At 48.8% G+C, this 22,376-nt stretch carries 27 protein-coding genes; 19 read left to right on the top strand and 8 right to left on the bottom strand.

Annotated elements, in window-relative coordinates; genetic code table 11:
- Positions 1-131 precede the first annotated feature (131 nt).
- On the top strand, positions 132-1,007 hold the full coding sequence (locus tag MKX51_RS18395; protein ID WP_340993390.1) for an alpha/beta fold hydrolase: 876 nt from the start codon (positions 132-134) through the stop codon (positions 1,005-1,007).
- An 86-nt stretch (positions 1,008-1,093) separates the two neighbouring features.
- Here the strand turns inward: MKX51_RS18395 and MKX51_RS18390 are convergent, their stop codons facing one another.
- Positions 1,094-2,974: an LTA synthase family protein gene (locus tag MKX51_RS18390; protein ID WP_340993389.1), complete on the bottom strand. Its 1,881-nt coding sequence runs from the start codon at positions 2,972-2,974 to the stop codon at positions 1,094-1,096.
- 180 nt (positions 2,975-3,154) lie between these two features.
- Between MKX51_RS18390 and MKX51_RS18385 the strand changes: the two genes are divergently transcribed.
- The 7 genes from MKX51_RS18385 to MKX51_RS18355 all read left to right on the top strand — a co-directional run bounded on the left by MKX51_RS18385 (position 3,155) and on the right by MKX51_RS18355 (position 7,273).
- Positions 3,155-3,409, top strand: coding sequence for a hypothetical protein (locus tag MKX51_RS18385; RefSeq protein WP_340993388.1), 255 nt, complete (start codon positions 3,155-3,157; stop codon positions 3,407-3,409).
- Positions 3,406-4,542, top strand: coding sequence for an SGNH/GDSL hydrolase family protein (locus tag MKX51_RS18380; RefSeq protein ID WP_340993387.1), 1,137 nt, complete (start codon positions 3,406-3,408; stop codon positions 4,540-4,542). Before MKX51_RS18385 ends, MKX51_RS18380 begins: the two co-directional genes overlap by 4 nt.
- A gap of 131 nt (positions 4,543-4,673) precedes the next feature.
- Entirely contained in the window at positions 4,674-5,207 is a 534-nt protein-coding gene (locus tag MKX51_RS18375) for a TetR/AcrR family transcriptional regulator (protein WP_340939900.1), read from the top strand.
- A gap of 13 nt (positions 5,208-5,220) precedes the next feature.
- Positions 5,221-5,544 (top strand): DMT family transporter, encoded by a 324-nt coding sequence (locus MKX51_RS18370; protein ID WP_036733186.1) that lies wholly within the window; start codon positions 5,221-5,223, stop codon positions 5,542-5,544.
- A gap of 2 nt (positions 5,545-5,546) precedes the next feature.
- Positions 5,547-5,903, top strand: a complete 357-nt coding sequence (locus tag MKX51_RS18365; RefSeq protein WP_340993386.1) for a DMT family transporter — start codon at positions 5,547-5,549, stop codon at positions 5,901-5,903.
- A 78-nt stretch (positions 5,904-5,981) separates the two neighbouring features.
- On the top strand, positions 5,982-6,722 hold the full coding sequence (locus MKX51_RS18360; RefSeq protein ID WP_340993385.1) for an N-acetylmuramoyl-L-alanine amidase family protein: 741 nt from the start codon (positions 5,982-5,984) through the stop codon (positions 6,720-6,722).
- A 38-nt stretch (positions 6,723-6,760) separates the two neighbouring features.
- Positions 6,761-7,273 (top strand): DNA topology modulation protein, encoded by a 513-nt coding sequence (locus MKX51_RS18355; protein WP_340993384.1) that lies wholly within the window; start codon positions 6,761-6,763, stop codon positions 7,271-7,273.
- 11 nt (positions 7,274-7,284) lie between these two features.
- Here MKX51_RS18355 and MKX51_RS18350 read toward each other — a convergent pair whose 3' ends face one another.
- Positions 7,285-7,806 carry a CDP-alcohol phosphatidyltransferase family protein gene (locus MKX51_RS18350; RefSeq protein ID WP_340993383.1) on the bottom strand — a complete coding sequence of 174 codons (522 nt, stop codon included), beginning with the start codon at positions 7,804-7,806 and terminating at the stop codon, positions 7,285-7,287.
- 192 nt (positions 7,807-7,998) lie between these two features.
- On the opposite strand from MKX51_RS18350, the gene MKX51_RS18345 reads away from it, so the two are divergent.
- The 5 genes from MKX51_RS18345 (at position 7,999) to MKX51_RS18325 (ending at position 12,283) form a co-directional block, all read left to right on the top strand.
- Positions 7,999-8,880 (top strand): AraC family transcriptional regulator, encoded by an 882-nt coding sequence (locus tag MKX51_RS18345; RefSeq protein ID WP_340993382.1) that lies wholly within the window; start codon positions 7,999-8,001, stop codon positions 8,878-8,880.
- 107 nt (positions 8,881-8,987) lie between these two features.
- Positions 8,988-9,608, top strand: a complete 621-nt coding sequence (locus tag MKX51_RS18340) for an immunity protein Imm33 domain-containing protein (RefSeq protein WP_340993381.1) — start codon at positions 8,988-8,990, stop codon at positions 9,606-9,608.
- Between the two features lie 124 nt (positions 9,609-9,732).
- A complete protein-coding gene (locus MKX51_RS18335) occupies positions 9,733-10,269 on the top strand; it encodes a hypothetical protein (RefSeq protein WP_340993380.1) in 537 nt (178 codons plus the stop codon).
- Positions 10,270-10,451: 182 nt separating this feature from the next.
- Positions 10,452-11,474 (top strand): ATP-binding cassette domain-containing protein, encoded by a 1,023-nt coding sequence (locus tag MKX51_RS18330; RefSeq protein ID WP_340993379.1) that lies wholly within the window; start codon positions 10,452-10,454, stop codon positions 11,472-11,474.
- The gene (locus MKX51_RS18325; RefSeq protein ID WP_340993378.1) at positions 11,471-12,283 is read left to right on the top strand and encodes an ABC transporter permease; all 813 of its coding nucleotides are present in this window, start codon (positions 11,471-11,473) and stop codon (positions 12,281-12,283) included. The genes MKX51_RS18330 and MKX51_RS18325 overlap by 4 nt, the downstream gene beginning before the upstream one ends.
- Before the next feature lie 92 nt (positions 12,284-12,375).
- On the opposite strand, the gene MKX51_RS18320 is transcribed toward MKX51_RS18325, so the two are convergent.
- From MKX51_RS18320 to MKX51_RS18300, 5 genes are all read right to left on the bottom strand, one after another.
- The gene (locus tag MKX51_RS18320; RefSeq protein WP_340993377.1) at positions 12,376-12,906 is read right to left on the bottom strand and encodes a GNAT family N-acetyltransferase; all 531 of its coding nucleotides are present in this window, start codon (positions 12,904-12,906) and stop codon (positions 12,376-12,378) included.
- A gap of 413 nt (positions 12,907-13,319) precedes the next feature.
- Entirely contained in the window at positions 13,320-13,505 is a 186-nt protein-coding gene (locus tag MKX51_RS18315; RefSeq protein WP_340993376.1) for a hypothetical protein, read from the bottom strand.
- A gap of 21 nt (positions 13,506-13,526) precedes the next feature.
- Positions 13,527-13,949, bottom strand: a complete 423-nt coding sequence (locus MKX51_RS18310; RefSeq protein ID WP_340993375.1) for a hypothetical protein — start codon at positions 13,947-13,949, stop codon at positions 13,527-13,529.
- Positions 13,950-13,980: 31 nt separating this feature from the next.
- On the bottom strand, positions 13,981-14,847 hold the full coding sequence (locus tag MKX51_RS18305) for a hypothetical protein (protein ID WP_340993374.1): 867 nt from the start codon (positions 14,845-14,847) through the stop codon (positions 13,981-13,983).
- A 118-nt stretch (positions 14,848-14,965) separates the two neighbouring features.
- Positions 14,966-15,604, bottom strand: a complete 639-nt coding sequence (locus MKX51_RS18300; RefSeq protein ID WP_340939915.1) for a hypothetical protein — start codon at positions 15,602-15,604, stop codon at positions 14,966-14,968.
- Positions 15,605-16,339: 735 nt separating this feature from the next.
- Here MKX51_RS18300 and MKX51_RS18295 point away from each other — a divergent pair.
- From MKX51_RS18295 to MKX51_RS18280, 4 genes are all read left to right on the top strand, one after another.
- Positions 16,340-17,896, top strand: a complete 1,557-nt coding sequence (locus MKX51_RS18295; RefSeq protein ID WP_340993373.1) for an ABC-F family ATP-binding cassette domain-containing protein — start codon at positions 16,340-16,342, stop codon at positions 17,894-17,896.
- A 116-nt stretch (positions 17,897-18,012) separates the two neighbouring features.
- Positions 18,013-19,137, top strand: coding sequence for a PTS transporter subunit EIIC (locus MKX51_RS18290; RefSeq protein WP_340993372.1), 1,125 nt, complete (start codon positions 18,013-18,015; stop codon positions 19,135-19,137).
- Between the two features lie 16 nt (positions 19,138-19,153).
- Positions 19,154-20,077: a DUF7638 domain-containing protein gene (locus MKX51_RS18285; RefSeq protein ID WP_340993371.1), complete on the top strand. Its 924-nt coding sequence runs from the start codon at positions 19,154-19,156 to the stop codon at positions 20,075-20,077.
- Positions 20,078-20,151: 74 nt separating this feature from the next.
- The gene (locus MKX51_RS18280; RefSeq protein ID WP_340939918.1) at positions 20,152-20,649 is read left to right on the top strand and encodes a YcxB family protein; all 498 of its coding nucleotides are present in this window, start codon (positions 20,152-20,154) and stop codon (positions 20,647-20,649) included.
- A gap of 67 nt (positions 20,650-20,716) precedes the next feature.
- Here the strand turns inward: MKX51_RS18280 and MKX51_RS18275 are convergent, their stop codons facing one another.
- Positions 20,717-21,088 carry an iron chaperone gene (locus tag MKX51_RS18275; protein ID WP_340993370.1) on the bottom strand — a complete coding sequence of 124 codons (372 nt, stop codon included), beginning with the start codon at positions 21,086-21,088 and terminating at the stop codon, positions 20,717-20,719.
- A gap of 368 nt (positions 21,089-21,456) precedes the next feature.
- Between MKX51_RS18275 and MKX51_RS18270 the strand changes: the two genes are divergently transcribed.
- Together MKX51_RS18270 and MKX51_RS18265 are read left to right on the top strand one after the other, a co-directional pair.
- Complete coding sequence (locus MKX51_RS18270) at positions 21,457-21,921, top strand: hypothetical protein (RefSeq protein WP_340993369.1); 465 nt, start codon at positions 21,457-21,459, stop codon at positions 21,919-21,921.
- A 36-nt stretch (positions 21,922-21,957) separates the two neighbouring features.
- Complete coding sequence (locus tag MKX51_RS18265; RefSeq protein ID WP_340939924.1) at positions 21,958-22,350, top strand: VOC family protein; 393 nt, start codon at positions 21,958-21,960, stop codon at positions 22,348-22,350.
- Positions 22,351-22,376: the final 26 nt, after the last annotated feature.

Raw genomic sequence — 22,376 nt, 5'->3', positions numbered from 1 at the left:
AAGGCGGGATTGGTGCCTATTCGTCTGGTGACAGCATAGAAGGACCGCGTATATAATTAATCCATTGTCTGCCAAATACATATAAGGTAAAGCAAACGCAAGGGATTGCGGGAATGGAGGAGGAAATGGAAATGATTGAGGAACGTATTCCTTTGAAGAATTTAAGCATAAACGCCAAGTTTTCTTTAAATGACAAGCCTGTCGTCCTGTTGCTTCATTTCAGCGGCGGGAACCTGCATATGTGGGATGGAGTTCTCCCGCAACTGGAGCAGGACTACAGCATCCTTGCACCGGATCTCCGGGGGCATGGCCGTTCGGACAAGCCGGAGACTGGCTATCATATTGACGAGATGGCAGAGGATATGTATCAGTTACTGAGGCATTTGCAGGTGGAGAAGTGCCACGTAGTAGGAAGCTCCATGGGAGCGCAGGTAGCGGTCAGTCTGGCAGCAGCTCATCCGGAGCTTGTAGCATCCCTGGTGTGTGAAGGTGCGCTGAATAACGAATTTGGAGAATACGGTATATTTAACGGTACGGCGGAAGAGATGAATCAGAAGAAAGCGCAGCTCCGGGCAGAACTGGAGGAATGGAAGGAACCGTGCTATGACAGCCTTGAATTGTATGTAGCCGGGCAGAAGGATGAGCTGACAGCGGAGGGCCTGTGGAATGAATATTTCTGTGCGTTCTATACGCATAGCCTGGAGCAGCATCCAGACGGCAAGTATACCTATTGTTGTCCGAACCGTGTCAGAATCGAATACATAGAGAAGTATTGGGAGCTGTCCTTTGAACACTATTATCAGACAATACAATGTCCGGTCCTGTTCCTGCCCAGCGAAGCGGAATGGAACGATGAACGGGTCCGCAGCAGTCTGAATGCCTTCGCAGAGCTGCTGGACAGCTATGAAATTGCGCTGATCCCGGATTCGCTTCATGCGTATGTCTGGATGCAGCTTCCGCTTCAGGCGGGTCAGGCTGTGCGGGATTTTCTGGACAAGCAGCGCTAACCCTACCAAGCATATAAAGAAGCCCGGTTCAGAGACAGGACTCCGAACCGGGCTTTGCTGTGTGAAGGATGGTGCCTATTCAGTTCTTATTCGCCCTCCGGCGGACCTTCAACTACCCGGTCAGGCAGCTGAGTAACATAACTGTCGGACATGCGCAGCAGCTCCAGCGCCCGGGTGAATTCATCCTCTGTCGATTGAAGCAGATCCGTCCCGTCACCGGATAACGTATAATGCTGGCCGTCCTCGAACCCGCTGCCTGACAGGAACAGCTCTTCATTATTAACGAATGAACCCGTAGGCAGGTAATAGCGCTGCGGCAGCAGGTTATACGCTGTCTGGTTGAGCAGATCCTGTCCGAAGTGGATATGATAGTCCAGCGGGACACCAAGCAGATTGGCAACGGTCGGCAGAATGTCCACCTGGCCGCCTAATTGCTCCTTCAGTGCCGGTGCCGTAACGCCGGTGGCTGAGATGATCAGCGGTATATTAATCAGGTCACGCTCATTATACTCATGCTCCAGGATTTCCTGCAGCAGGACTTTATCCTCTTCCTTCAGTGAGAAAATCGGCAGTCCCCGGTGATCGCCGTAGAGTACGATTACACTATTGTCCCATACCCCGCTGCCCTTAAGCTCTTCTATGAACTGGCCAAGGGCATAATCGGCATAATTCTCCGCCCGGATATAGTCGCCGACCAGTGTCCCCTCATACCGTTCCGGCAAGGTCATCTTGTATTTGCTCTCCGGGATCGAGAACGGATTATGTGACGACATCGAGATGACATGGGCATAGAAGGGCTGTTCACGCTGATCCATCCGCGCAAGCTCCGCAGAGGTCTTTCGGTACAGAACTTCATCCGAGGAGCCGTAGAAGACGGCATCCTCTTCACCGAAGTAGGTTTTGTCATAATATTGATTGAAGCCCAGCGCCTTATACAGCTCCCCGCGGTTCCAGAACTCTACATTATTGGTATGAAAAGTCGCGGTATCATACCCCTGTGCCTCCAGCAGCTTCGGCAGACTCGGCAGCTCCTTCGGAGCATACTTATCTGTGGCTGGACCGTCCGGCGGCACATAAAAAGAAGTGTTGACGATGAATTCGGCATCCGAGGTATTGCCCTGGCCTACCTGCTGAAAGAACCGGGGGAAATAGTAGCTCCCGCCAGCCAGCTTATTCAGGTTCGGCGTGATTTCGGTTCCGTCCACCGACAGGTTGATCAGGAAGTTCTGGAGCGACTCCATCTGCAGGATGATCAGATTCTTGCCCTTGGCAGCTCCGAACAGGACTGGATCAGCCTTCTGCTGAATGCCCTTTGTCCTATCGATACCAGCCTGAGAGATTTGCGCAGGGTCCATAGGCTCCTCTGCGGGTTCACGCAGCAGGGCGTAAGCTTCATAATTGAGAATGCCCATCTGCTCTGCCTTGACATTCTCGTTCATACTGGCTTTATTGGGGAAGATATTCATCATGCACAGCGTAAGCGAGATACAGAACAGGATAGCTACCGCCTTGCGGTTGCTGGGGCGGGACATGGAATGCTTCCAGGCCAGCGCTTTCTTCCGTCTGAGCATGATCAGGCTGATGATAATGATGTCTACGAAGATAAGCATATATTGCGGATGCACGACAGCGAATATACTTTTTTTGACGGCGCCTACCTGCTTGACCTGACCGAAGACTTGGGACGTAGCAATCATTCCAAAATGATTATGATAGACGATGAGAGAGAAGAACAGGACGGTAATGAGCAGATTGACGAACAGATAGATCGCGACCTTGTGCTTCGTGGCGAACCATTCAATGAGGCAGAACAGCAGCAGCACGAACGGGATTTCCTTCAGCCAGGTGGTCCAGGTTGGACCGTCCTCGAATAAGTAATACCAGGCGAAATAACTCTTCACCAGCATGATCAGCGAGAAGAACAGAATCGACCTTTTTCGAAGCGGACGTGATTCCTTGTAAGGCATTGCGTATGCGCATCCTTTTCTATATAATCCATTAATTCTATTACAGGGCCGAGTTCAAAATCAACCGGATTTAAGGGCGGTTTGGTGAAAAATAAAGGTGAAAATTCGCCGCATATACGTTATTCTCTAAGAAGCATCCGGGAAGTTGAACCGTTGATAAACGAAGCAGGAGGAACAACCATGACAAAAGAATTCTCGCGCCAATATACAGACAGTGTGAAGCAGGAATTATTGAACAGACTCGGCCTGAAGCAGGTGTATTTCAAGGGACAGCAGGGAGAAGACCTGTTATATGAAGCAACGGGCTTTGACCGCGGGACCTCGCATAAGTTCTGTGTTAGAACGCGGAAGGGCACCGTCGACGAATGGGTGGGCGGGAAGTGGATGAAGGTCCGCAGCTTCTCGATTGCCGCCAAACAGGAGGGATTAGAATGAGCAGCTATTCCCATTTGCAGTTACAGGTACAGCCTTTGACAGAGATCAAGCATCTGAAGATTCATGGCAGAACGACCGGAGCGCTTAACCCCCTGACGTTATTCTGGACGGGCAGTGCGATAGAGGTGAACCTCCGGGCCGCCGAGCTGTGGCTTGAAGTAGAATCCGGTTACGATCATCACGAGTCCTGGATCAGTGTGCTGATCAACTCCGTTCCCGTCAGCAGACAGATGGTGAATGCCGGAAGGCACTGGATCTGCGTATTCAGAGGAATGAACCCTGAGCTGGTAAAGAATATCCGGATTGTAAAAGAGGTCCAGGCGATGAGCGGCGATCCCGGCTCTTATCTTCAGTACCATGCGGTCCGCACAGACGGCAGCTTCCTGCCTGTTGAAGCAAAGCCGTACCGGCTGGAGTTCATCGGTGACAGTATCACTTCAGGTGAAGGAGTCATCGGTTCCAAGAGCGAAGAGGACTGGATTCCCGCCTGGTTCAGCGGCGTGCATAACTATACAGCGATCACTGCCGATGCCGTGCAGGCTGAATTCCGGGTAATCTCTCAGAGCGGATGGGGTGTGCTTTCCAGCTGGGACAACAATCCGCGAGGCAATATCCCTGACATCTACGAGCAGGTCTGCGGTCTGCTGACCGGCTCCCGTAATGAAGCGCTTGGGGCGCATGCGATGAATGATTTTGCGGCCTGGCAGCCGGATGTGGTAGTAGTCAACCTGGGCACCAATGATGACGGCGCGTTCAACTCCCCCGAGTGGCTGGATGAGGACACCGGACGTATCTATAAGCAGCGGCTGAATGAAGACGGAAGCTATCATGAGGAGGATCTGGCCGCCTTCGAGGCCGCAGTCACGAGGTTCCTGGCGAAGCTGAGAAGCTATAATCCCGAAGCGCATCTTCTCTGGGTGTATGGAATGCTGGGCCTCTCTTTGATGCCAACGATATACCGTGCGGTGGATGAATATATGAGATCCACGGGCGACAAGAATGTGTCGGTGTTCCAGCTGCCGAATGTGACGAATGAGACGATGGGCGCGCGGACCCATCCGGGGCTGCCTGCGCATGAGCAGACTGCCGGGGAATTAAGCGGCTATATCCGCGGACTTTTGTCAGGGTCTTAACTGTAACGGCATATCCATTGAACAGTATAAGTTGCGGGAGCGCTCATCAGCTGATGAGCGCTTTGTGCTGCAATTCATCTGCTTGACAAACAAACCGTCTGGACGGTATAGTAAATGACGAGGTGATGATTGTGAACAGTAATTCCAAACGCAGTCTGATTCTGGCTGCAGCTTCAACGATTGTTAGGAATAGCGGAATTGAGAAGCTTACACTTGAAGCGGTGGCTGCTGAAGCAGGAGTGAGCAAGGGCGGTCTGCTGCACCATTTTCCGAGTAAAGACGCATTAATCTACAGTATGGTTTCGGGCATCACAAATGATTTCGTTGCAGATGTCCAGAAGAGGGCGGCCCAGGATACGCGGGAGCAAGGGAAGTGGAGCCGTGCTTATTTGCAGTCTACCGTGGAAGCTGATCAGGATGGGCAGGACATGAATGTTGCTCTTAACGCAGCGCTTTTTACAAACGGTGAATTGCTGGATGAATTAAGGAAGCATTACACCGTCTGGCAAGAGAACATCGAGAATGATGGGCTGGACCCGGTAATTGGCTCCATTGTCCGGCTGGCTGTAGACGGCCTGTGGTTATCGGAGGTATTCGGGATCGGCGAGATCAGCGATGACATGCGTGATAAGGTCATCCGGAAATTATATGAAATGATTCATTAAGGAGGCAACCCCATTGAATGCTTATGTGTTACTATCCTTAGCCATTGTGAGTGAGGTCTTCGGCAGCTCTATGCTTAAGGCATCGAACGGTTTCAAAAAGCTGCTTCCCTCCATTGCAGTGGTCGCTGGCATGGGCCTGGCGTTCTTCAATCTGTCACTGGCGCTGAAAGAAATCCCTCTCGGGACAGCTTATGCCATCTGGTCTGGCGTGGGAACGGCGTTAACCGCATTGGTTGGCGTGCTGGTCTATAAGGAACGTCTGAATGTGCGAAAAATAGCAGGCTTAATCCTCATCATTGGCGGTGTGGTTCTGCTGAAGCTGTCAACGGGGGTGTAGAGATGAGAGGTTACTTAGCGTTAAGCATTGCTATTATTTCAGAAATCTTCGGTACGACTATGCTTAAGCTCTCCGATGGATTCAGCAGTGTGCTGCCGTCGATCGGAGTAGTGCTTGGAATGGGCCTGGCTTTTTACTGCTTATCGATCAGTCTTCGCACCATACCTCTGAGCCTGGCTTATGCCATCTGGTCTGGCGTGGGGACAGCGCTGACAGCACTGATCGGCATCCTGATCTGGAATGATCCGTTCAATCTGCTCACCGGCATAAGTCTGCTGATCATTATCGGGGGGCTGGTGCTGCTGAATTCACCGGATAAGGCTGGCGGGGAAAACGCCCCTGAAGCTGCTGAGAATTAGGTCTTGCTTATCAAGCCTCCGGTATGCTGAAATGGAAGTAGGCAACGTGCAGGAAGTGAGCGAGAAGGAGCAACCGGAATGAGGAAAACGTACCTGATAGCCGCCGTATGGCTCAGCCTATTGCTGCTGGCGGCATGTAGCGATGGCGCCGGCAGCGGTTCTGGCGGGAAGCTTGCCGATACAGGTCTAAGTGCAGCCCCGGCAGAGGATTCGGTCATTCGTGTACCCGGAAGTACGGGTCAACCGCAGAGCAGCAGCCAACCCTACCTCGGCAGGGTCTATAAGGTTGTGGTAGATCCGGGACACGGCGGGGAAGATCCCGGGGCAGTCTCCGTCAGCGGACGGCTGGAGAAGGATTTCAATCTGAGCTTGTCAGAGAAAATCGCAGCCCAGGTGGAGCAGGACCCGCAGATTGAGATCCGGCTTACCCGGACCGGGGATGCTTTTATCTCTTCACAAGAGCTGTTCCGGCCCCAGTTCGCCAATAACCTGCCCGCAGACCTGTTCATTTCCATTCATGGCAATACCTATGAGGAGGTATCAGCATCTGGTACAGAAACCTTTTATTATCATGAAGAATCCTTGGCTTGGGCCGAGACAATACATAAGCATGTCATTCAAGCTACCGGTCTCAAAGACCGCGGCGTGAAGAAAGGGAATTACTTCGTTCTGCGCGATACGGTAATGCCGTCGGTGCTGCTGGAGCTGGGCTATTTAACGAATCCCGGCGACGAGGCGAAGATGTGGACCTCCGGGTTCCAGGAGAGCGTGGCCTCTGCTGTTGTGGATGCCGTTAGGGAGTATCTGGGGCTGGAGTGATGGATCACTATGATGTCAAAATGCACAAGGAGAAGCCTATGAACCGGATTTTAATTCTCGGATCAGGAGGATCAGGCAAGTCTACCCTGGCCCGTCAGCTTGGTGCTCTTCTACATCTGCCGGTTGTACATCTGGATACCCTTTTCTGGAACCCGGGCTGGGTCCCTAAGCCAGATGAAGAGTGGGATGAACTGGTACGGCAATATACAAATCAGGAGCAATGGATTATAGATGGTAATTATTCAAGGACCATGGATAGCAGACTGAGGCGTGCGGAGGTCATTATTTTTCTGGATTTACCCCGTTTATTATGTATTTACCGGATTGTGAAGCGTCGTGTCATGTACCATAACCAGACCCGGCCGGATATGAATGAAGGCTGCCCAGAGAAGCTGGATTGGGCTTTTGTGAAATGGGTCTGGAACTATAAGGCACGTAGCCGTGCTACTACCTTGGAGAGGCTCAAGCAGGCCGGAGCTCACCAGCAAGTGCTGATCGTAAATACAAGGCGGCAGGTCAAGGAGTTGCTTCATCGCTATGCAGAATGCTAATCAACGCCGCACTACAGTCCCTTGCGGTCCAACTGCAGCTCACTTGAGATTAGAAGCAGGATCAGTTCCTCGATTGCAGATAGAGTGGCCACTAAGCATACAATTATTGTCCAGATCGCCTGATTCACATAGGGAAGCAGCATCGGTGTAAGGAATAGCAGCAATCCGGCAAGCTTGTTACCGTAGGTATGAATGCTGCCGTAGGTGCTGAATTTGCACAGCGCGGTCAGGATGGAGGTTCCCCGGATGACGGCAATCAGCACGACCCACAGGATGAGGCCGAGGGTAAGACCAAGGAACGGATATAAGGTATAGAGTGCAGTGCCTGCCAGTGTCATGTCGGCCAGGGAATCGAGTTTGGCACCGAGGTTGCTATCCGTACCGGTCATTCGGGCAATAGGGCCATCCAGCAGATCGGTAATTCCGCACAGGAGGTAGACTATAGTGAAGCCCGTGCCCAGCGGCGCCAGGTACAGCAGCAGAAGAGCCAGTGCGATCCGGCTGAGCGTGATGCAGTTGGGGACAAGCTTCATGGCAACCTCCCTTTTTAACCATGTAATGGGGATTTCCTGTTTAGCTTATTCGTATATATTCTATGCTTCATTATGCCTCTAAATTTGCGGATTGTCTTTAAATAAGAAAGTACCCGTTAATATGGTGCAGGAACTGTCGGATGCATTCCCTGCGTAGCTGTTAATCTGATGGTGAGGAAAGGGTGGTGCACGGTGAACCTGCTGGAAGATATGAATGCTGCACTCTTCTACATTGAAGAGCATCTGGAGGAAGAGATCGATGTAAAAGTGGCTGCGGGTTACGCATTATGCTCGGAGTATCATTTTACACGGATGTTCTCCTTCCTGGCCGGTATCCCGCTCTCGGAATATATCCGCCGCAGACGTCTTACGCTGGCTGCCTTCAAGCTGCAGGGAAGCCAGCACCGGATTATTGATGTTGCCCTGGAGTATGGATACACTTCGCCGGATGCATTCACAAAAGCCTTTCAGCAGCTTCATGGCGTAACGCCTTCAGAAGCAAGAACGGCAGGGACACCCCTGAAGGCCTTTCCTCGAATGACTTTTCAGTTAACCATCAGAGGAGGCAGTGAAATGAATTACCGTATTGAGGAGAAAGAGAGTTTTCGGATCGTTGGACTCAAGAAAAGGGTAGCTATCCAGTTCAGCGGGGTGAACCCGGAGATTGCTGCCATGTGGCAGAGTCTGAGCATGGAGATGATAGGGGAGCTGAAGGAGCTGTCGAATATCATTCCGGCCGGGATGATCAGCGCATCCGTGAATTTCTCGGAAGGACGGATGGATGAACGCGGGGAGCTGGATCATTATATCGGAGTAGCTACCACGCAGGAATGTCCGCCGTCCTACGCCAAGCTTGAGGTTCCAGCATCTGCATGGGCTGTGTTCGAAGTGGCGGGTCCCTTTCCGGGTACGCTCCAGAATGTCTGGGGCCGGATCTATTCCGAATGGTTCCCCTCCTCCAATTACGAGCAGGTCGAAGGGCCGGAGCTGCTGTGGAATGAAAGCAAGGATACCCACTCGCCAACCTTTAAAAGTGAAATATGGATTCCGGTGCGGGAAGCAAAGCGCCCTTAACGGTGCAGGTATACAGCCGGAGCGAACAGGTCTTCCTAACAGAATGAATAGTGTCTCCTACAATCGGGTAATGGTAGTCTAGTATAACTGACTAGGAGGCGTACTTCATGGAATGGACTTTGGAAGATGTGGAAGAGACGAGCAGGCTGCATCCTGAGTCGTTTTTTATTCCCTCCAGACAGGAGCGGGAAGCGCAGGGCACGGGGAGAATGGTGCGATTGCACTTCATGCTGACCCATCCGGCTGAAGGGCAGCCACGGGCTGAACGGATGTGGGTGGAGATCACCGGGAGAGATCCGCTTACCGGGCGGTACACGGGGCTGTTGACCAATACACCGGGGGTTATCCAGTCGCTCCAGCTCGGAGATCCGGTAGAGTTCGAACCCAGACATATCGCGCAGACCATCCTGCGACAAGGAGACCCTGCATGGGTGGAAGCCGGAGAGAAGGCGGCTATGATCACCAGACAATGCCTGACGCCAGGCAGCGGTGTGCGCTGGATGTACCGGGAGGCCCCTACCCGTGAGGAGGACAGCGGCTGGCGGCTGTTCACCGGAGAAGAAGATAACGCTTATCTGAGCGACCCGAAGAATACGGCCATCATGAATGTGTATGATCTGATCGACCGGGACCCGAGCTTGCTGGAGCCTTTTAAAGGAGCTGTGGGTACAGCGTTTGAACGGAGCGGACCGGGTGCCGCGTGGGTAGAAGTGAAGAATTGGCGGTGAGCATGATATACTAGGCTGGCGGACACAGGTGACTGTGGCCCCGGCTTTTTTGCCATATAAGCTTAATTCGTAATCATTCTGTTAATTACATACAGTATTAATAGACATATTGGAGGTGACCAACGTGAGGCCCATATATTACTTGCTGCTGGCCGTACTGCTCATAGTTGGCTGTAGCACCAATAAGGATGCACATCCCGCTCCGGAGCAGCCGGAGGTATTGGGAGAAATGCCTGAAGAGATGCCTGCGGATTTCGATTTTCTCGTCCGTTACGGGTATGGGGAGGTCACTAAGAATGAGATCAATACGTATCAGGATACCGTGGTCAAAGATCTGATCATGAACGGAACGGCCACGGCGGATATTACGCTGACTGAAGATGAAATGCGCAGCATCTATGAGCGGATGAGAGGCATTCACATCATGGGGAAGCTGGAGCTTGTACCCCTCAAGCAGAGCTGCGCGAGGGTACCTTACCAGGAAGACAGCTGGAGGATCACCGTCAACGGCTTCACACGGAATTGGTCCTGGTCTGGCGAGAATTGTGAGCTAACGGAAGATGCAGAGCAGCTGCTGGAGCTGCGGAATTTCATTGCAGACATTGTAGCAGGTAAAGAAGAGTACCAGGCATTACCCGAAGCTGAAGGCGGCTATGATTAAGGAGAACAGCATATAGAGTGTACGACTGCAAGCGTACTCCGCAAGTCCGATCCCAAAGGATCGGATTTTTGGTTTAATGGGATAGGGTAACAGCAACCGGACAGAGTATAAGGAGGTTTAAATTCAGTTTAAATATGTCGGTTACTATCCTTATAGATTCAGCAATCAAGGAGGAATAAAGCATGAAGCAGACACAATCAGCAGGCCAGAGCGGCAGCTACGCCATTGAAGCGCAAGGATTGGTCAAAATCTACGGGAGTAACCGGGCCGTGGATGGTGTGGATCTCAAAGTAGGCACAGGAATGATCTATGGGGTGCTGGGTCCCAATGGTGCCGGGAAGACAACCGTAATTCGCATGCTGGCGACCCTGCTTCGGCCTGACGCAGGTTCGGCGCGTATCTTCGGACATGATGTGGCAAAAGAACCGCAGATCGTGCGTCAGTTAATCGGAGTGACGGGTCAATATGCATCGGTGGATGAATCGCTTAGCGCAACGGAGAACCTGGTGATCTTCTCCAGGCTGCATGGCCTGGGACGTGCGGAGTCGCGCAGCAAGGCTTCTGACCTGCTGGAGGAATTCGGCTTGACGGAAGCGGCGAAGCGCCCGCTGAAGAATTTCTCCGGCGGGATGCGCCGGCGGCTGGATCTGGCAGCCAGTCTAATTGCGCAGCCGCCGCTCATTTTCCTGGATGAGCCGACAACAGGGCTTGATCCCCGGACGCGCAATCAGATGTGGGAGACGATCCGCAGGCTGGTGAATACGGGATCAACGGTCCTGCTGACGACCCAATATCTTGAAGAAGCAGATCAGCTAGCGGACCGGATTGCCGTTATTGATACCGGTAAGGTGGTTGCAGAGGGAACAGTTGATGAACTCAAGAGCTCGGTGGGCAACTCCTCGCTTCACCTGAAGGTGGTCCAACCGCAGCAGTTGCTGAAGGCACGGCAGATTGTGGAGCAGGTGCTTCAGGTACGCTCTAACCTGTCTGCAGAAGCAGCCAAAATTATCGCACCGATGGGGAACGTGGACCGGGTAACCGATCTCTTGATCGCCCTTCGTGAGGCAGGCATACCGCTGCTTGAGATGAGTGTGCAGAAGCCAACGCTGGATGAAGTATTCCTGACCCTAACCGGCCATGGTGTCAAGGAAGACGCGGGGTTTATCCCGGATAGTACACAGAAGAAGGAGGGAGTATTAGCATGAGTACTTTAATTAAGCCGGGTGCAGTCCGTAATTTGAAAAACCATACCAGCTTCGGCCAAGTGGTACGTAATTCCTTTACGATGGCCTACAGAGGACTGCTCAAGATCCGGCGTACACCGGAGCAATTGTTTGACGTCACGTTTCAGCCGATTATTTTCACTTTGATGTTCACGTATATTTTCGGCGGGGCGATTGCCGGTGATGTGGCCAGTTATCTGCCGGTAATCATTCCGGGAATTTTGGTGCAGACCGTAATCACGACCTCTGTCGTCACCGGTGTCCAGCTGCGGGAGGACATGGAGAAAGGGGTGTTCGACCGCTTCAAATCGCTGCCGATTGCCCGGATTGCCCCTCTCGCTGGAGCACTGTTAGCAGATACTATACGTTACACGATTGCTACGGTACTCACCTTCGTAATGGGCTACATCATGGGCTTACGGCCGGAAGGCGGCATCGGCGGGGTTGCCCTGGCAGCGGTTCTGGTCATCGGATGCTCCTGGGCCATCAGCTGGATCTTTGCCTTTTTCGGTGTGATCGCCCGCACGGCTTCCAGTGTACAGGGGATCTCAATGATTGTGTTATTCCCGCTAACCTTCCTCTCGAATGCCTTCGTGCCGGTTGATACGATGCCGAAATGGCTTCAGTGGTTCGTGAATAACAATCCGATCTCGCATCTGGTTACTGCTGTCCGTGAACTGGTCAACCATGGAACGGTAGGCAGTGATCTGGTCTACTCCCTGATCGGAGCCGCTGTGATTGTGGCGGTCTTCGCTCCGATTACCGTACGTGCGTATATGCGCCGGACGTAAGTCTGGTTCGGTAATACGTCAACGAATGCAGGGATGCATCTGTTGGCGTTTTTTTGTATGCGAAAAACCGAACACAACGTGACCAGTCACGTTCAGGAATTTTGAGTCCATTCCGTTAGGGATAGCTCATAGTCAATAAAAGTCTGTAATTCACCATGCTGATCTGCCCAGGCATTCTTTCGTACCGCTATTTTCCGGAAGCCGAATTTCTCATATACATGCTGTGCTCTGGTGTTCTTAAGATTCGTATCCAGTATGATCTTGTGAAACCCCTGTGCTTCAAACAAATAGCGGATCAGCATTCCCAAACATCGTGTGCCTATCCCTTTGTTTTGTTGGTTGAAATCACAGATTTTGATACCAATCTCCGCCACATGTCCAGAAACCGCACTGTAGCTCATTTCTCCTGCAGGAGTACCATCGATTTCCAGAATCAGACGTCCTTTACGTTCAGAATCTGTCCCGGTCTGCAATTGGATTAACACCTCTTGTTCAGTGATTCCTAAGCCCTCAGGAAATCCGGCATGCGCCATGACTTCTCCGTCGTTCCACCAGTTGCATAACAGCTCTGTATCGGCCATAGTTGCTTCCCGTATGATCAAGTTTCCTTGTTCCATATACATTTTGTACACCTCCTTGACTCCGGATCATCATAGCTTCATCGTAGCATGCCATGATTTCTGCGAGAATGGAGAGTATTGTTTTATACAAATTGTATTAGGTTTATGAGTATTAGCAGCGATAGATTCAGCAGCAGCCCCAGTATAGATAATTTGTTCCGCTTAACAATTCCAAGCACGCTGATGCAAACAGCGAAGAGCAGAAGGAAGTACACGAGGTACAGGGAAGTGTCGGCGTAGAGTGTCAGGACCTTGGACCCTGCGTCATTCACAAACTCGCCATCATACAGGTTCTTGTACCTACGGTTAGCATAAATTAATACACTGGTGATAAAAACTGAGGATAATAACACAGGAATAGCAGTTAGACCTCTTGTTTTTTTCTCATATCTACCTGCTGTAATGGACCATACCCCTTAGATGGCAAATCCCGCAATCAGGCAGATCAAGTACATCTGATAGAACATCAGCCCTTCCTCCCGGTCCCCGGTTCCGCCCCCATTTGGTCCTGAAGCATATAACAATAAGTTTGTTATGACCAGAACAAAATTCAGGAGTGCGTATTTAACTGCACTGATTCCTATTTCCTTAAATTCTAACATTCTTACCTCCGCTAACTTGGGTTACTCTCCAGATGTCCCATTGTCGGTTTGTTTATTAATTGTGACTTCATTTCTATCGATTTCTACTTGATAATTGATTACTTTACCTTGTTCGAATTTATCACTGACTTCTTTACTTACGGAGTAGTTCTTTTTCGGATTGAGTGTGATCTTGAAATTATGATTCCCATTCTTGATCCTGAACTTTGCGACTTCACCAACATTAATATTACTATCAATTTGAGAATTAATGTGTGTGTCGTCTTTTTCATCTACAGTCACAACTACACTTTTCAAAAATAATGGGCTGTTATTAGTAATTGTCAAATTATACTCTTCATCATTTAAAGTTTTATTATTTGGTGAATCAGAGTTTTTACCTTCACACCCTGAAAACAATGTTAAAGATATTAAAATTATAGAAAACTTCTTAATAAATGACATATTTATCTTCTCCAATTTTATTTTATTTTGATTATTCATTAAAATTAAAAAAACAAATTGGTTCAAAAGGGGCCAAACTCTGTTCTTTTTGATCAAAAAAGAGCTTGATTTCTGGTTGGAAAACAATATTTCCTCGTTTCTTAATAATATATGTACATAGAACTTCATAGACTGCAATATTTTCTAATTTTTTTTCATCTACACTATCTTTAAATTCCTCTTTAATTTGATCCTCTGAATATTCATCACGAGTAACATTAACATTAATAATCTCAATAAATTCTCTTGCTTCATCAGGATAAATAATTTCTGATCGAATATCATTAGTTATAATTTTATTAGAATCTAAAATTTTATATGCGTAAGAGTATTCCTTTCCTATTTCTATTTTGTTTTTGGGTGCAAATGGTGATTCCATTATAGAGAGACCGTTTTGCTTGCCAGAATAAAATTGTAAATAAATTGGATTGATATTCTTTTTTATTTTTTTATTATCTCTGTGTTCAATTAAAACTTTATTAAGTAATGATTCTTTTAAATCTAATATATTGTTAGAAACTAGTCTTACAGAAAATCCTTCTTCTAACAATTTAGGATCATAAATTTGCCATTTTATATTTTCTGTATTGAATTTTATGGATTCTTTTTTTTCATTTAATAAGGTTATTGAAGTGTTTTGATTATTTAATTCGTTAAGCTCATCATTTCTCAATTTGTTTGTTTTCCCAACCAATAAAATTGAAGGAGTCATGTCCTTCGAATGCTCTAGATCAATAGTATATACTCCGATAGCTTGGTTAAAATCTAACTTTTTCGTTAATATCTCTGTGTTGTTATTCTCACATCCTGATATCAATGTGATAAAGAATATAAGTATAATAATTGCAGACTTCCTCATATATTTCCGCAACCCTTCTAGTAGTAATACAAAATGAGAGTGAATAGTAAGTATTCACTCTCATTTTTAATTCATTACTTAATTCTACTTTTTGTAACAATTAATCATCATAAATTAATTAAAGTGATACGGTTTGTAAAGCGTAATACTCATCGTACGCTTGTGTGAAAGCGCTACCTGGGTATTTTACGCCTAACTTAGTGATAGTATACGTATATTGATTTTGCGAATATCTTAAGACGATTCTTCCTTTGGTACCTGGAGTAGAATTGGGATAACTAATGGTTTGGGTTGTTGTAAATGCCACACTTGCACCAATGGTTGCTGCAATGTTAGCCTTCAAGAACTTTATATCTACTCCTCCACCGCCTGTAACAGAGGCGTTAACAGTTGTTGTAATTCCCTGTGCGGCTGAAACGGAGAGAGGATAAGCTACATAACTTGAGACAGGTGAAAATAAATTCCATCTGCTTGGTTGACTAATATTAGAGATAGAATATGTAGCTTGTGGAGAAATCTTATCTACACTTAAGTCATTTGCAAGAGTGTCGTCTAGCTCAGATGTAATAATACTTTTGGTTGCATAATTACCGATATATGTTTCTACTGCGCCATCTTCGTTAATTGTAATAGTGTCATTATATTCTGAGGAAGCAAGGGCTGTAGAACTTAGTCCGAAACATAAAGAACATGCCATTAGTACCGATAAGATTTTTTTAGTAACTGGAGCATTTCCTCTTTTTATTGAATTATTCATTATCAACTGCACCCTTTCTCTTTGTATCAATTTTTTGTGGACAAGACTAACTTTTAATTTGAATCTAACTAAATTGATAAACCACCTACTTTCGGGAAAATTGGTAATATAAATAATAATATAGAAAATATAAACACCTTACATCAATAAAAATACCATTATTATACTATAGATGTCAATCAATAATATATTTATATCTATAAAAGTATTTTTGTTTTTCCTTTCCATTTAGATATGCTTACATCTAATGCATAAATAATAGGACAGGTTATAGCTATGCAATTACTATTAAGCAGGAGTAGTGAGTCGTTAGAGTTATTAACTAATAGGTTGAAAATAGTCTTCCAACTAACCTTCAGCACAATTCAGAAGATGTGGCAGAGATGGGTGTCAAGATTTATGGGTTTCTTTAACTGAATAAAGTGGCGCAGTTTTTGGGGATACTGATTCGCTATTTATTAAAACTCAGGGAATCCCCAAGATTGTACTCGACACCAATCTTAAGAATATTAGAGCACGGCATGTCTATAAGAAACTCGACTTCCATAAAATCGCAGTGCAAAAAATATATGGATAAATCAGGATGGTGAACGATTTTTAATGACTATGAAATAGCTCTACCGGAAAGGACTCTATGTAACTGTTTTCCGCTTTTTTCATAAACCTTCTGGAGTTGTGGCGCGTTAGCCTTTATAATATGACGAGAATATAGAATAAAGGAAAAGGTGTAACTTCATGAGCATATTAAATGTAGAAAAGCTAAGTCACGGCTTCGGCGACCGGGCCATCTTCACAGATGTCTCTTTCCGTCTGCTGAAGGGCGAGCATATTGGTCTGATTGGTGCCAATGGTGAAGGTAAATCCACCTTCATGAATATCATTACCGGTAAGCTGCAACCGGACGAAGGCAAGGTGGAATGGGCGAAGCGGATGCGCGCCGGTTATCTGGATCAGCATGCGGTGCTTCAGCATGGGCAATCCATCCGGGATGTGCTGCGCGGGGCCTTCCAATACCTGTTCGATATGGAACAGGAGATGAACGACATGTACGGCAAGATGGGGGATGTGACCCCTGAAGAGCTGGAGCAGCTGCTGGAGGATGTCGGAACGATTCAGGACATGCTGACCAGCCAGGACTTCTATATGATCGATGCCAAAATCGATGAAACCGCACGCGGCCTCGGTCTGACCGATATCGGTCTGGACAAGGATGTCAACGACCTCAGCGGCGGTCAGCGGACCAAGGTGCTGCTGGCGAAGCTGCTGCTGGAGAAGCCGGACATTCTGCTGCTCGATGAGCCTACGAACTATCTGGATGAACAGCATATCAACTGGCTGAAGCGTTATCTGCTGGATTATGAGAATGCCTTCATTCTGATCTCGCATGACATTCCGTTCCTGAATAGCGTGATCAACCTGATCTACCATATGGAGAACCAGTCGCTGTCGCGTTACGTGGGCGATTATGAATATTTCCAGCAGGTGTATGAAGCGAAGAAGTCACAGCTGGAATCCGCGTTCAAGCGCCAGCAGCAGGAGATTGCCGATCTGAAGGACTTCGTAGCACGCAACAAGGCGAGCGTAGCGACCCGCAACATGGCAATGTCCCGCCAGAAGAAGCTGGATAAGATGGAGGTCATCGAGATTGCCAAGGAGAAGCCGAAGCCGCAATTCAACTTCAAGCAGGGGCGGACCTCCGGCAAAATGGTTTTTGAGACCAAGGATCTGGTAATCGGGTATGATTCCCCATTGTCGCGTCCGCTGGACCTGAGCATGGAGCGGGGTCAGAAGATTGCTCTCGTCGGTGCGAACGGTATCGGTAAAACCACGCTGCTGCGCAGTATTCTCGGCCAGATCCAGCCTATCTCGGGCACAGCCCGGCTTGGCGATCTGCTGGAGATCGGGTATTTCGAGCAGGAAATGAAGGAATCCAATTATAACACCTGTATTGAGGAGATCTGGAACGAATTCCCTTCCTACTCCCAATTCGAGATTCGTGCAGCACTGGCGAAATGCGGCCTGACCACCAAGCATATTGAGAGCAAAATCGCTGTCTTGAGCGGCGGCGAGAAGGCCAAGGTACGTCTGTGCAAGCTGATTAACCGGGAGAGCAATCTGCTGGTACTCGATGAGCCTACCAACCATCTCGATGTCGATGCGAAGGAAGAATTGCAGCGTGCGCTCAAAGCGTATAAGGGCAGCATTCTGCTGATCTCGCATGAGCCTGAATTCTACCGTGATATCGTGACCGATACCTGGAACTGCGAATCATGGACGACCAAAGTCTTCTAGAGAACCGAGCCGGCAATAACGCCGGTGTTGAGCTTGACCCGTAGGAGGGTACTTTGCGAAAAGTGACTCTTGCGGGTCATTCGTATTACAGTGGAGTAAGAATGCAGGGGGATCATATGAACGTAGTGAATGAGGAGACAGTCGTGAAGCCATCCAAACGCAGTCTGGTCAATATCATTATTGACGGCATTTCTGGTATTTTTCTTCCCATAGTTAATATATTGAGCGCGGCAGGAATCATGAAAGGGCTTCTGGCTGGTGCAGTGGCGCTGGAGCTTCTAAGCAAGACGGAAGGCACCTATACGGTGCTGAATGCTATGGCGGACAGCCTGTTCCATTACCTTCCGCTGCTGCTGGCGTTTACGGCAGCCCGTAAATTCGGGGCGAATCCTTTTACGGCGGTCGTTATAGGCGGGGTTATGCTATATCCCAGTCTGACTACACTATTTGCGAACAACGAAGTCATTGAGTTTATGGGCATGAGCATCAAGCCGGTGAATTATCCTGCAAGCGCTATTCCCATCATCCTGGCGGTAGGCCTGCTGGTCTATGTCGAGCGATTCTGTGTCAAAATATTGCCGGAGGTCATCCGCGGCTTCTTCACTCCGCTGATCTCCGTGATCGTGGTATCGTCGGTGACGCTGCTGGTATTCGGACCGATGGGGGCGCTGGCCGGGGACGCCCTGGCAGACGGGTACCGTACAGTGTATAATCTCAGCTCAGTCGGCGCCGGAATGGTGCTGGGGGCGATCATTCAGCCGATGGTCATCTTCGGACTGCACTGGAGTCTGGTGCCGCTGGCGATCAATAATATCAGCACGGGCGGTTCAGACACCATCCTCGCGCTGATGGGTCCCGCCGCATTTGCCCAGGCAGGAGCAGCGCTTGCGGTATTCATCAAAGCCAAAGACAAGCAGTTCCGCACCTTAAGCCTGTCAGCATCGATATCGGCCTTGTTCGGTGTCACCGAGCCTGCAATGTTCGGGGTCAATCTGCCGCTGCGTAAGCCGATGATTATTGTCTGCATTGCAGGCTCGATTGGCGGCGGGATGGTCGGGATGTTCGGCTCGTCTGCAATTTCATTCGCTTTTCCGGGGCTGGCTACGCTGCCTGCTTATCTGGGGGAAGGGTTCGGCGGCTTCCTGATCGCATGTACCACCGGGTTCCTGATAGCCCTGATTGCAACGTTGTGCGTGAAGCTTGGACCGGAGCCAGCCGTCGAACCACTTGCCAAGTCCTAGCTAAGGAGGGTTTCACATGAGGGCAATTAGAAGAATCAAGACGGTGGAAGGGACTTCCATTCCCGGAATCATCCATAACGGAGGAAGTTACTTCTATATTAATGTAGATGTGTACGAAGACGGCATGGTCAACTGCTGGGAGCTTACAGATCTTAAGGGCTTATCCGGCAAAATAAATTCAGGCTGGTTAACGCCGGCAGTCCCCTCCGGGAAGCAGCTGTCCATTCATGGACTGGGTGCGTATACGGTAGAGTCGGCGAAGTGGATTTACAATGAAGCGGGTTATTACCAGCATGTGAAGGATACGGTGGCCCGTCTGAATCCTGAGCTTACGAATATCTATGACATTTCTCTTAGTGAGCAGCAGCGCAATGAGGCGCGCCGGATCGCCCTTTCGCCAACAGCCACGGAATTCTATGTCAACAGCGAAATGTTCTACCAGACGACGGAGGGCAAAAGTATCCATCTGTTCATGAAGTATAGCGGCGCAGTATACCTGGTCGATGTTGTAATATACAAGGACGGAAAGGTAGCGGTCTATAACCTGCCTGCTGAAGCAGAATATACGTTGGAGGAGCTGGACGAGCTTGTTGCAGATAAGACCTTCTTCACGACAATGGATACACCTGTTAAGGTGCAGATTCTGCAATTGGGCGAGGTGACGCTTGGCGCTTCGCTGTATTCTGCGGATGCGGAAGAGAAGCTCAAAGAGCTGCACAACCTCCACAAGCAGCTTAATGGCGAACAAACGGCGCATGAAGCGTGCCGGGCGGCATATTATGCTTATCTGGAGAATCCAAGTGAATACTACCGGGAGCAGCTTAGAATCAAATATGAGCTTGTCCCGGAGCATGAACGGATGTATCTGGGCGATATGGATACGAAGGATTGGGATTACCAGCGAATCCTATATCATCCCGAAGAGACACGCGAAGTGTGAACAGGACAGGATTTTCTACGCGTTGGATGCTATACTACTATAAGTGATGAAGTGAAGAGATAGAGGGTGGCAGGATGGAGACAATCAGCTTTCATTATGGACGGCATATTTCCAAGGTGGCACGGGCATTATATTTCCACTCGTGGAAATCCATACTGTCCATTGGCGTTCAAGCGGTATTTATAGCGGTGTGCATGATTCTGTATACTCAGAACCAATCGGTTATTCTGCTCGGCATATCGATTACGCTGGTTCTGACCATGGGAATGTCAATTGTGATGCGAACCTTGCTTTTACCGAAGATATTGTCGGCAGATACAAGGTACAATAAGGACTTTGAATATCTGTTCGATGCAGAGGGGATCAATTTCAGTCCGGAGAAGGACGCTTCCGTCATGACATGGGGCTCTTTCACCCGGGTATGGGAGAACCAGAGCTACTATCTGCTGTTCAATGGGCCACAAGAATATTGGTTCGTTGCCAAGCAATCGTTCGAGGATGCCGCACAGGAGCATAAATTCAGAACGTATGTGTCAGATCACCGCAAGATTGTCAGTGGCGTGATTTGGTGACAAAAAAGAAGGACATGCTACCCGCGCATGTCCTTTTCTGTATCCGGGAGCGGATAACTAGCTGCAGCTATACCCGCCAAAAGCTTGTGCAATCCGCCTTGTCGGCAATATTGTACTCGATTAGCTGTCTCAGCAGGCCGTAATCCACCGGATTCGTCCATTTCATGCGGATCAGCAGCTTGGTGTGATCTACTCCGCCTTGCTTGAGGATCTCATCGAAATGATCCATGCCTGCTTTTTCCGGGGCGACAGCCATATGCCCTTTGGCTACACTGAAGCCGATAATGTATGTTCCGTGATCGGTGAACATCGGCTGGTTCCAGCCAATTCTCGGTTCGAGCTGCGGGAACTCCTGCAACACCCAGGCGAGTACTTCCTCCACTGTTGCCTGATGGACCGGATTATCGATTTTCGCCAGATACTCTGCAAACACATCCATGGTTCGTCCTCCTGATCTATGTCAGCCCTTATGCCCTCCATAATATCTTGTAGCCGCAGGATAGTCAAAAATTTTAATGAATAAATTTTAGTGTACTTTGCGAGAGTAGAGTATGAATGAGGGAACATCCTATGGCAGATGGCTCTCATTCATTGTTGTTTAGAAAATTGCTGCAAGAAATGCAACAATGCTGCTTAATAAAAGTGGTCGATGAGAGTCTAAACCCTTAGACTCTGATCGTGTGGCTAAAAAAGCATATATGGGCTTGATAAATGTCGTCAGCCCTCCTACCCTTCCTCATTCCAGCATTTCCCTGTATGATAGAAGAAGCTTGTTGTTCTTCAGGATAAATGAGAAGGGGGATAGGGATGGAGAAGAGGATCGTGTTCAAGGGTAAACGTCCTGCTGAATTGCCGGCGACTATAAGCGTGGTGGCCCTTATGGTATTCTGGATATGCTATTTTCTTCGCTTTGACCGAACTACTCCGCTGGAGTATTTTTGGGTCTATCTCGTCGTCGGAATCGCAACCGCCGTTGCAGGAATTATGATCTATCGTTTGCTGACCTTCAGCAGAGTGTTCAACATAGGGATAAGGCCGGAAGCCCTGCAGATCAAGAATGTAGAGATTGAAGCCTCTGCTATTAAGCGGATTTTCATCAAAGGACACCTCATGCCCGTGATCGCAGTAAAGCCTAAAGCGCACCTGTTGGTTCCTTACAAATACTGTTTTCGCTTCCCGGAGCAGGAAGATCAAGGGATAAAGGCGCTAAAGGAATGGGCAGATCGGCATCAGATCGAAGTAGTACATAAGAAGTTTGTGAGATGGTTGTAGTGAACTAAGGAACGTATGATAGGAGGAGATGATCAAATGAAAGTCACCGGATTCAGTCACATCACACTTAAGGTACGCGATCTTAAGGCATCTCTGGAGTTCTATCAGGGCATTCTGGGTATGAATGTCAGACACCGCGGCCGGATAGATGCCTATCTGGAGTGGGGCAGCGCCTGGGTCTGTCTGCTTGAACGAACGGTTACCAAGGAGCCTTTAGACGAATTCGCCGGGATGGATCACGTAGCTTTTTATATCGCAGAGGAAGATTTCAATGATGCTGTAGACATCCTGCAGAAGCATCACGTTGAGATCGTCAGAGGACCTGTTCAGCGGGGAACCGGCTGGTCGGTGAATTTCCTGGACCCGGATGGGATTCAGCTGGAGCTGCATACTTCCACTCTGGATGAACGGATGAAGGTCTGGCGTTAGGCGGAGTACGGTTAACATAATAATCA

This window comes from Paenibacillus sp. FSL M7-0420 (assembly GCF_038002345.1).
GTDB lineage: Bacteria > Bacillota > Bacilli > Paenibacillales > Paenibacillaceae > Paenibacillus_AQ.
The sequence above is the reverse complement of the archived record's forward strand: the minus strand, read 5'-3'. Positions and strand labels throughout refer to the sequence as shown.

What these genes read in the sequence shown, in the direction of transcription:
- MKX51_RS18390 (WP_340993389.1), bottom strand. Translation starts at nt 2,974, where the DNA reads ATGCCTTACAAGGAATCACGTCCGCTTCGAAAAAGGTCGATTCTGTTC.
- MKX51_RS18275 (WP_340993370.1), bottom strand. Translation starts at nt 21,088, where the DNA reads ATGGATGTGTTTGCAGAGTATCTGGCGAAAATCGATAATCCGGTCCAT.
- MKX51_RS18340 (WP_340993381.1), top strand. Translation starts at nt 8,988, where the DNA reads ATGGAATGGACTTTGGAAGATGTGGAAGAGACGAGCAGGCTGCATCCT.
- MKX51_RS18385 (WP_340993388.1), top strand. Translation starts at nt 3,155, where the DNA reads ATGACAAAAGAATTCTCGCGCCAATATACAGACAGTGTGAAGCAGGAA.
- MKX51_RS18315 (WP_340993376.1), bottom strand. Translation starts at nt 13,505, where the DNA reads ATGTTAGAATTTAAGGAAATAGGAATCAGTGCAGTTAAATACGCACTC.
- MKX51_RS18265 (WP_340939924.1), top strand. Translation starts at nt 21,958, where the DNA reads ATGAAAGTCACCGGATTCAGTCACATCACACTTAAGGTACGCGATCTT.
- MKX51_RS18360 (WP_340993385.1), top strand. Translation starts at nt 5,982, where the DNA reads ATGAGGAAAACGTACCTGATAGCCGCCGTATGGCTCAGCCTATTGCTG.
- MKX51_RS18270 (WP_340993369.1), top strand. Translation starts at nt 21,457, where the DNA reads ATGGAGAAGAGGATCGTGTTCAAGGGTAAACGTCCTGCTGAATTGCCG.
- MKX51_RS18350 (WP_340993383.1), bottom strand. Translation starts at nt 7,806, where the DNA reads ATGAAGCTTGTCCCCAACTGCATCACGCTCAGCCGGATCGCACTGGCT.
- MKX51_RS18325 (WP_340993378.1), top strand. Translation starts at nt 11,471, where the DNA reads ATGAGTACTTTAATTAAGCCGGGTGCAGTCCGTAATTTGAAAAACCAT.
- MKX51_RS18355 (WP_340993384.1), top strand. Translation starts at nt 6,761, where the DNA reads ATGAACCGGATTTTAATTCTCGGATCAGGAGGATCAGGCAAGTCTACC.
- MKX51_RS18295 (WP_340993373.1), top strand. Translation starts at nt 16,340, where the DNA reads ATGAGCATATTAAATGTAGAAAAGCTAAGTCACGGCTTCGGCGACCGG.
- MKX51_RS18330 (WP_340993379.1), top strand. Translation starts at nt 10,452, where the DNA reads ATGAAGCAGACACAATCAGCAGGCCAGAGCGGCAGCTACGCCATTGAA.
- MKX51_RS18380 (WP_340993387.1), top strand. Translation starts at nt 3,406, where the DNA reads ATGAGCAGCTATTCCCATTTGCAGTTACAGGTACAGCCTTTGACAGAG.
- MKX51_RS18300 (WP_340939915.1), bottom strand. Translation starts at nt 15,604, where the DNA reads ATGAATAATTCAATAAAAAGAGGAAATGCTCCAGTTACTAAAAAAATC.
- MKX51_RS18395 (WP_340993390.1), top strand. Translation starts at nt 132, where the DNA reads ATGATTGAGGAACGTATTCCTTTGAAGAATTTAAGCATAAACGCCAAG.
- MKX51_RS18365 (WP_340993386.1), top strand. Translation starts at nt 5,547, where the DNA reads ATGAGAGGTTACTTAGCGTTAAGCATTGCTATTATTTCAGAAATCTTC.
- MKX51_RS18310 (WP_340993375.1), bottom strand. Translation starts at nt 13,949, where the DNA reads ATGTCATTTATTAAGAAGTTTTCTATAATTTTAATATCTTTAACATTG.
- MKX51_RS18285 (WP_340993371.1), top strand. Translation starts at nt 19,154, where the DNA reads ATGAGGGCAATTAGAAGAATCAAGACGGTGGAAGGGACTTCCATTCCC.
- MKX51_RS18305 (WP_340993374.1), bottom strand. Translation starts at nt 14,847, where the DNA reads ATGAGGAAGTCTGCAATTATTATACTTATATTCTTTATCACATTGATA.
- MKX51_RS18280 (WP_340939918.1), top strand. Translation starts at nt 20,152, where the DNA reads ATGGAGACAATCAGCTTTCATTATGGACGGCATATTTCCAAGGTGGCA.
- MKX51_RS18320 (WP_340993377.1), bottom strand. Translation starts at nt 12,906, where the DNA reads ATGTATATGGAACAAGGAAACTTGATCATACGGGAAGCAACTATGGCC.
- MKX51_RS18290 (WP_340993372.1), top strand. Translation starts at nt 18,013, where the DNA reads ATGAACGTAGTGAATGAGGAGACAGTCGTGAAGCCATCCAAACGCAGT.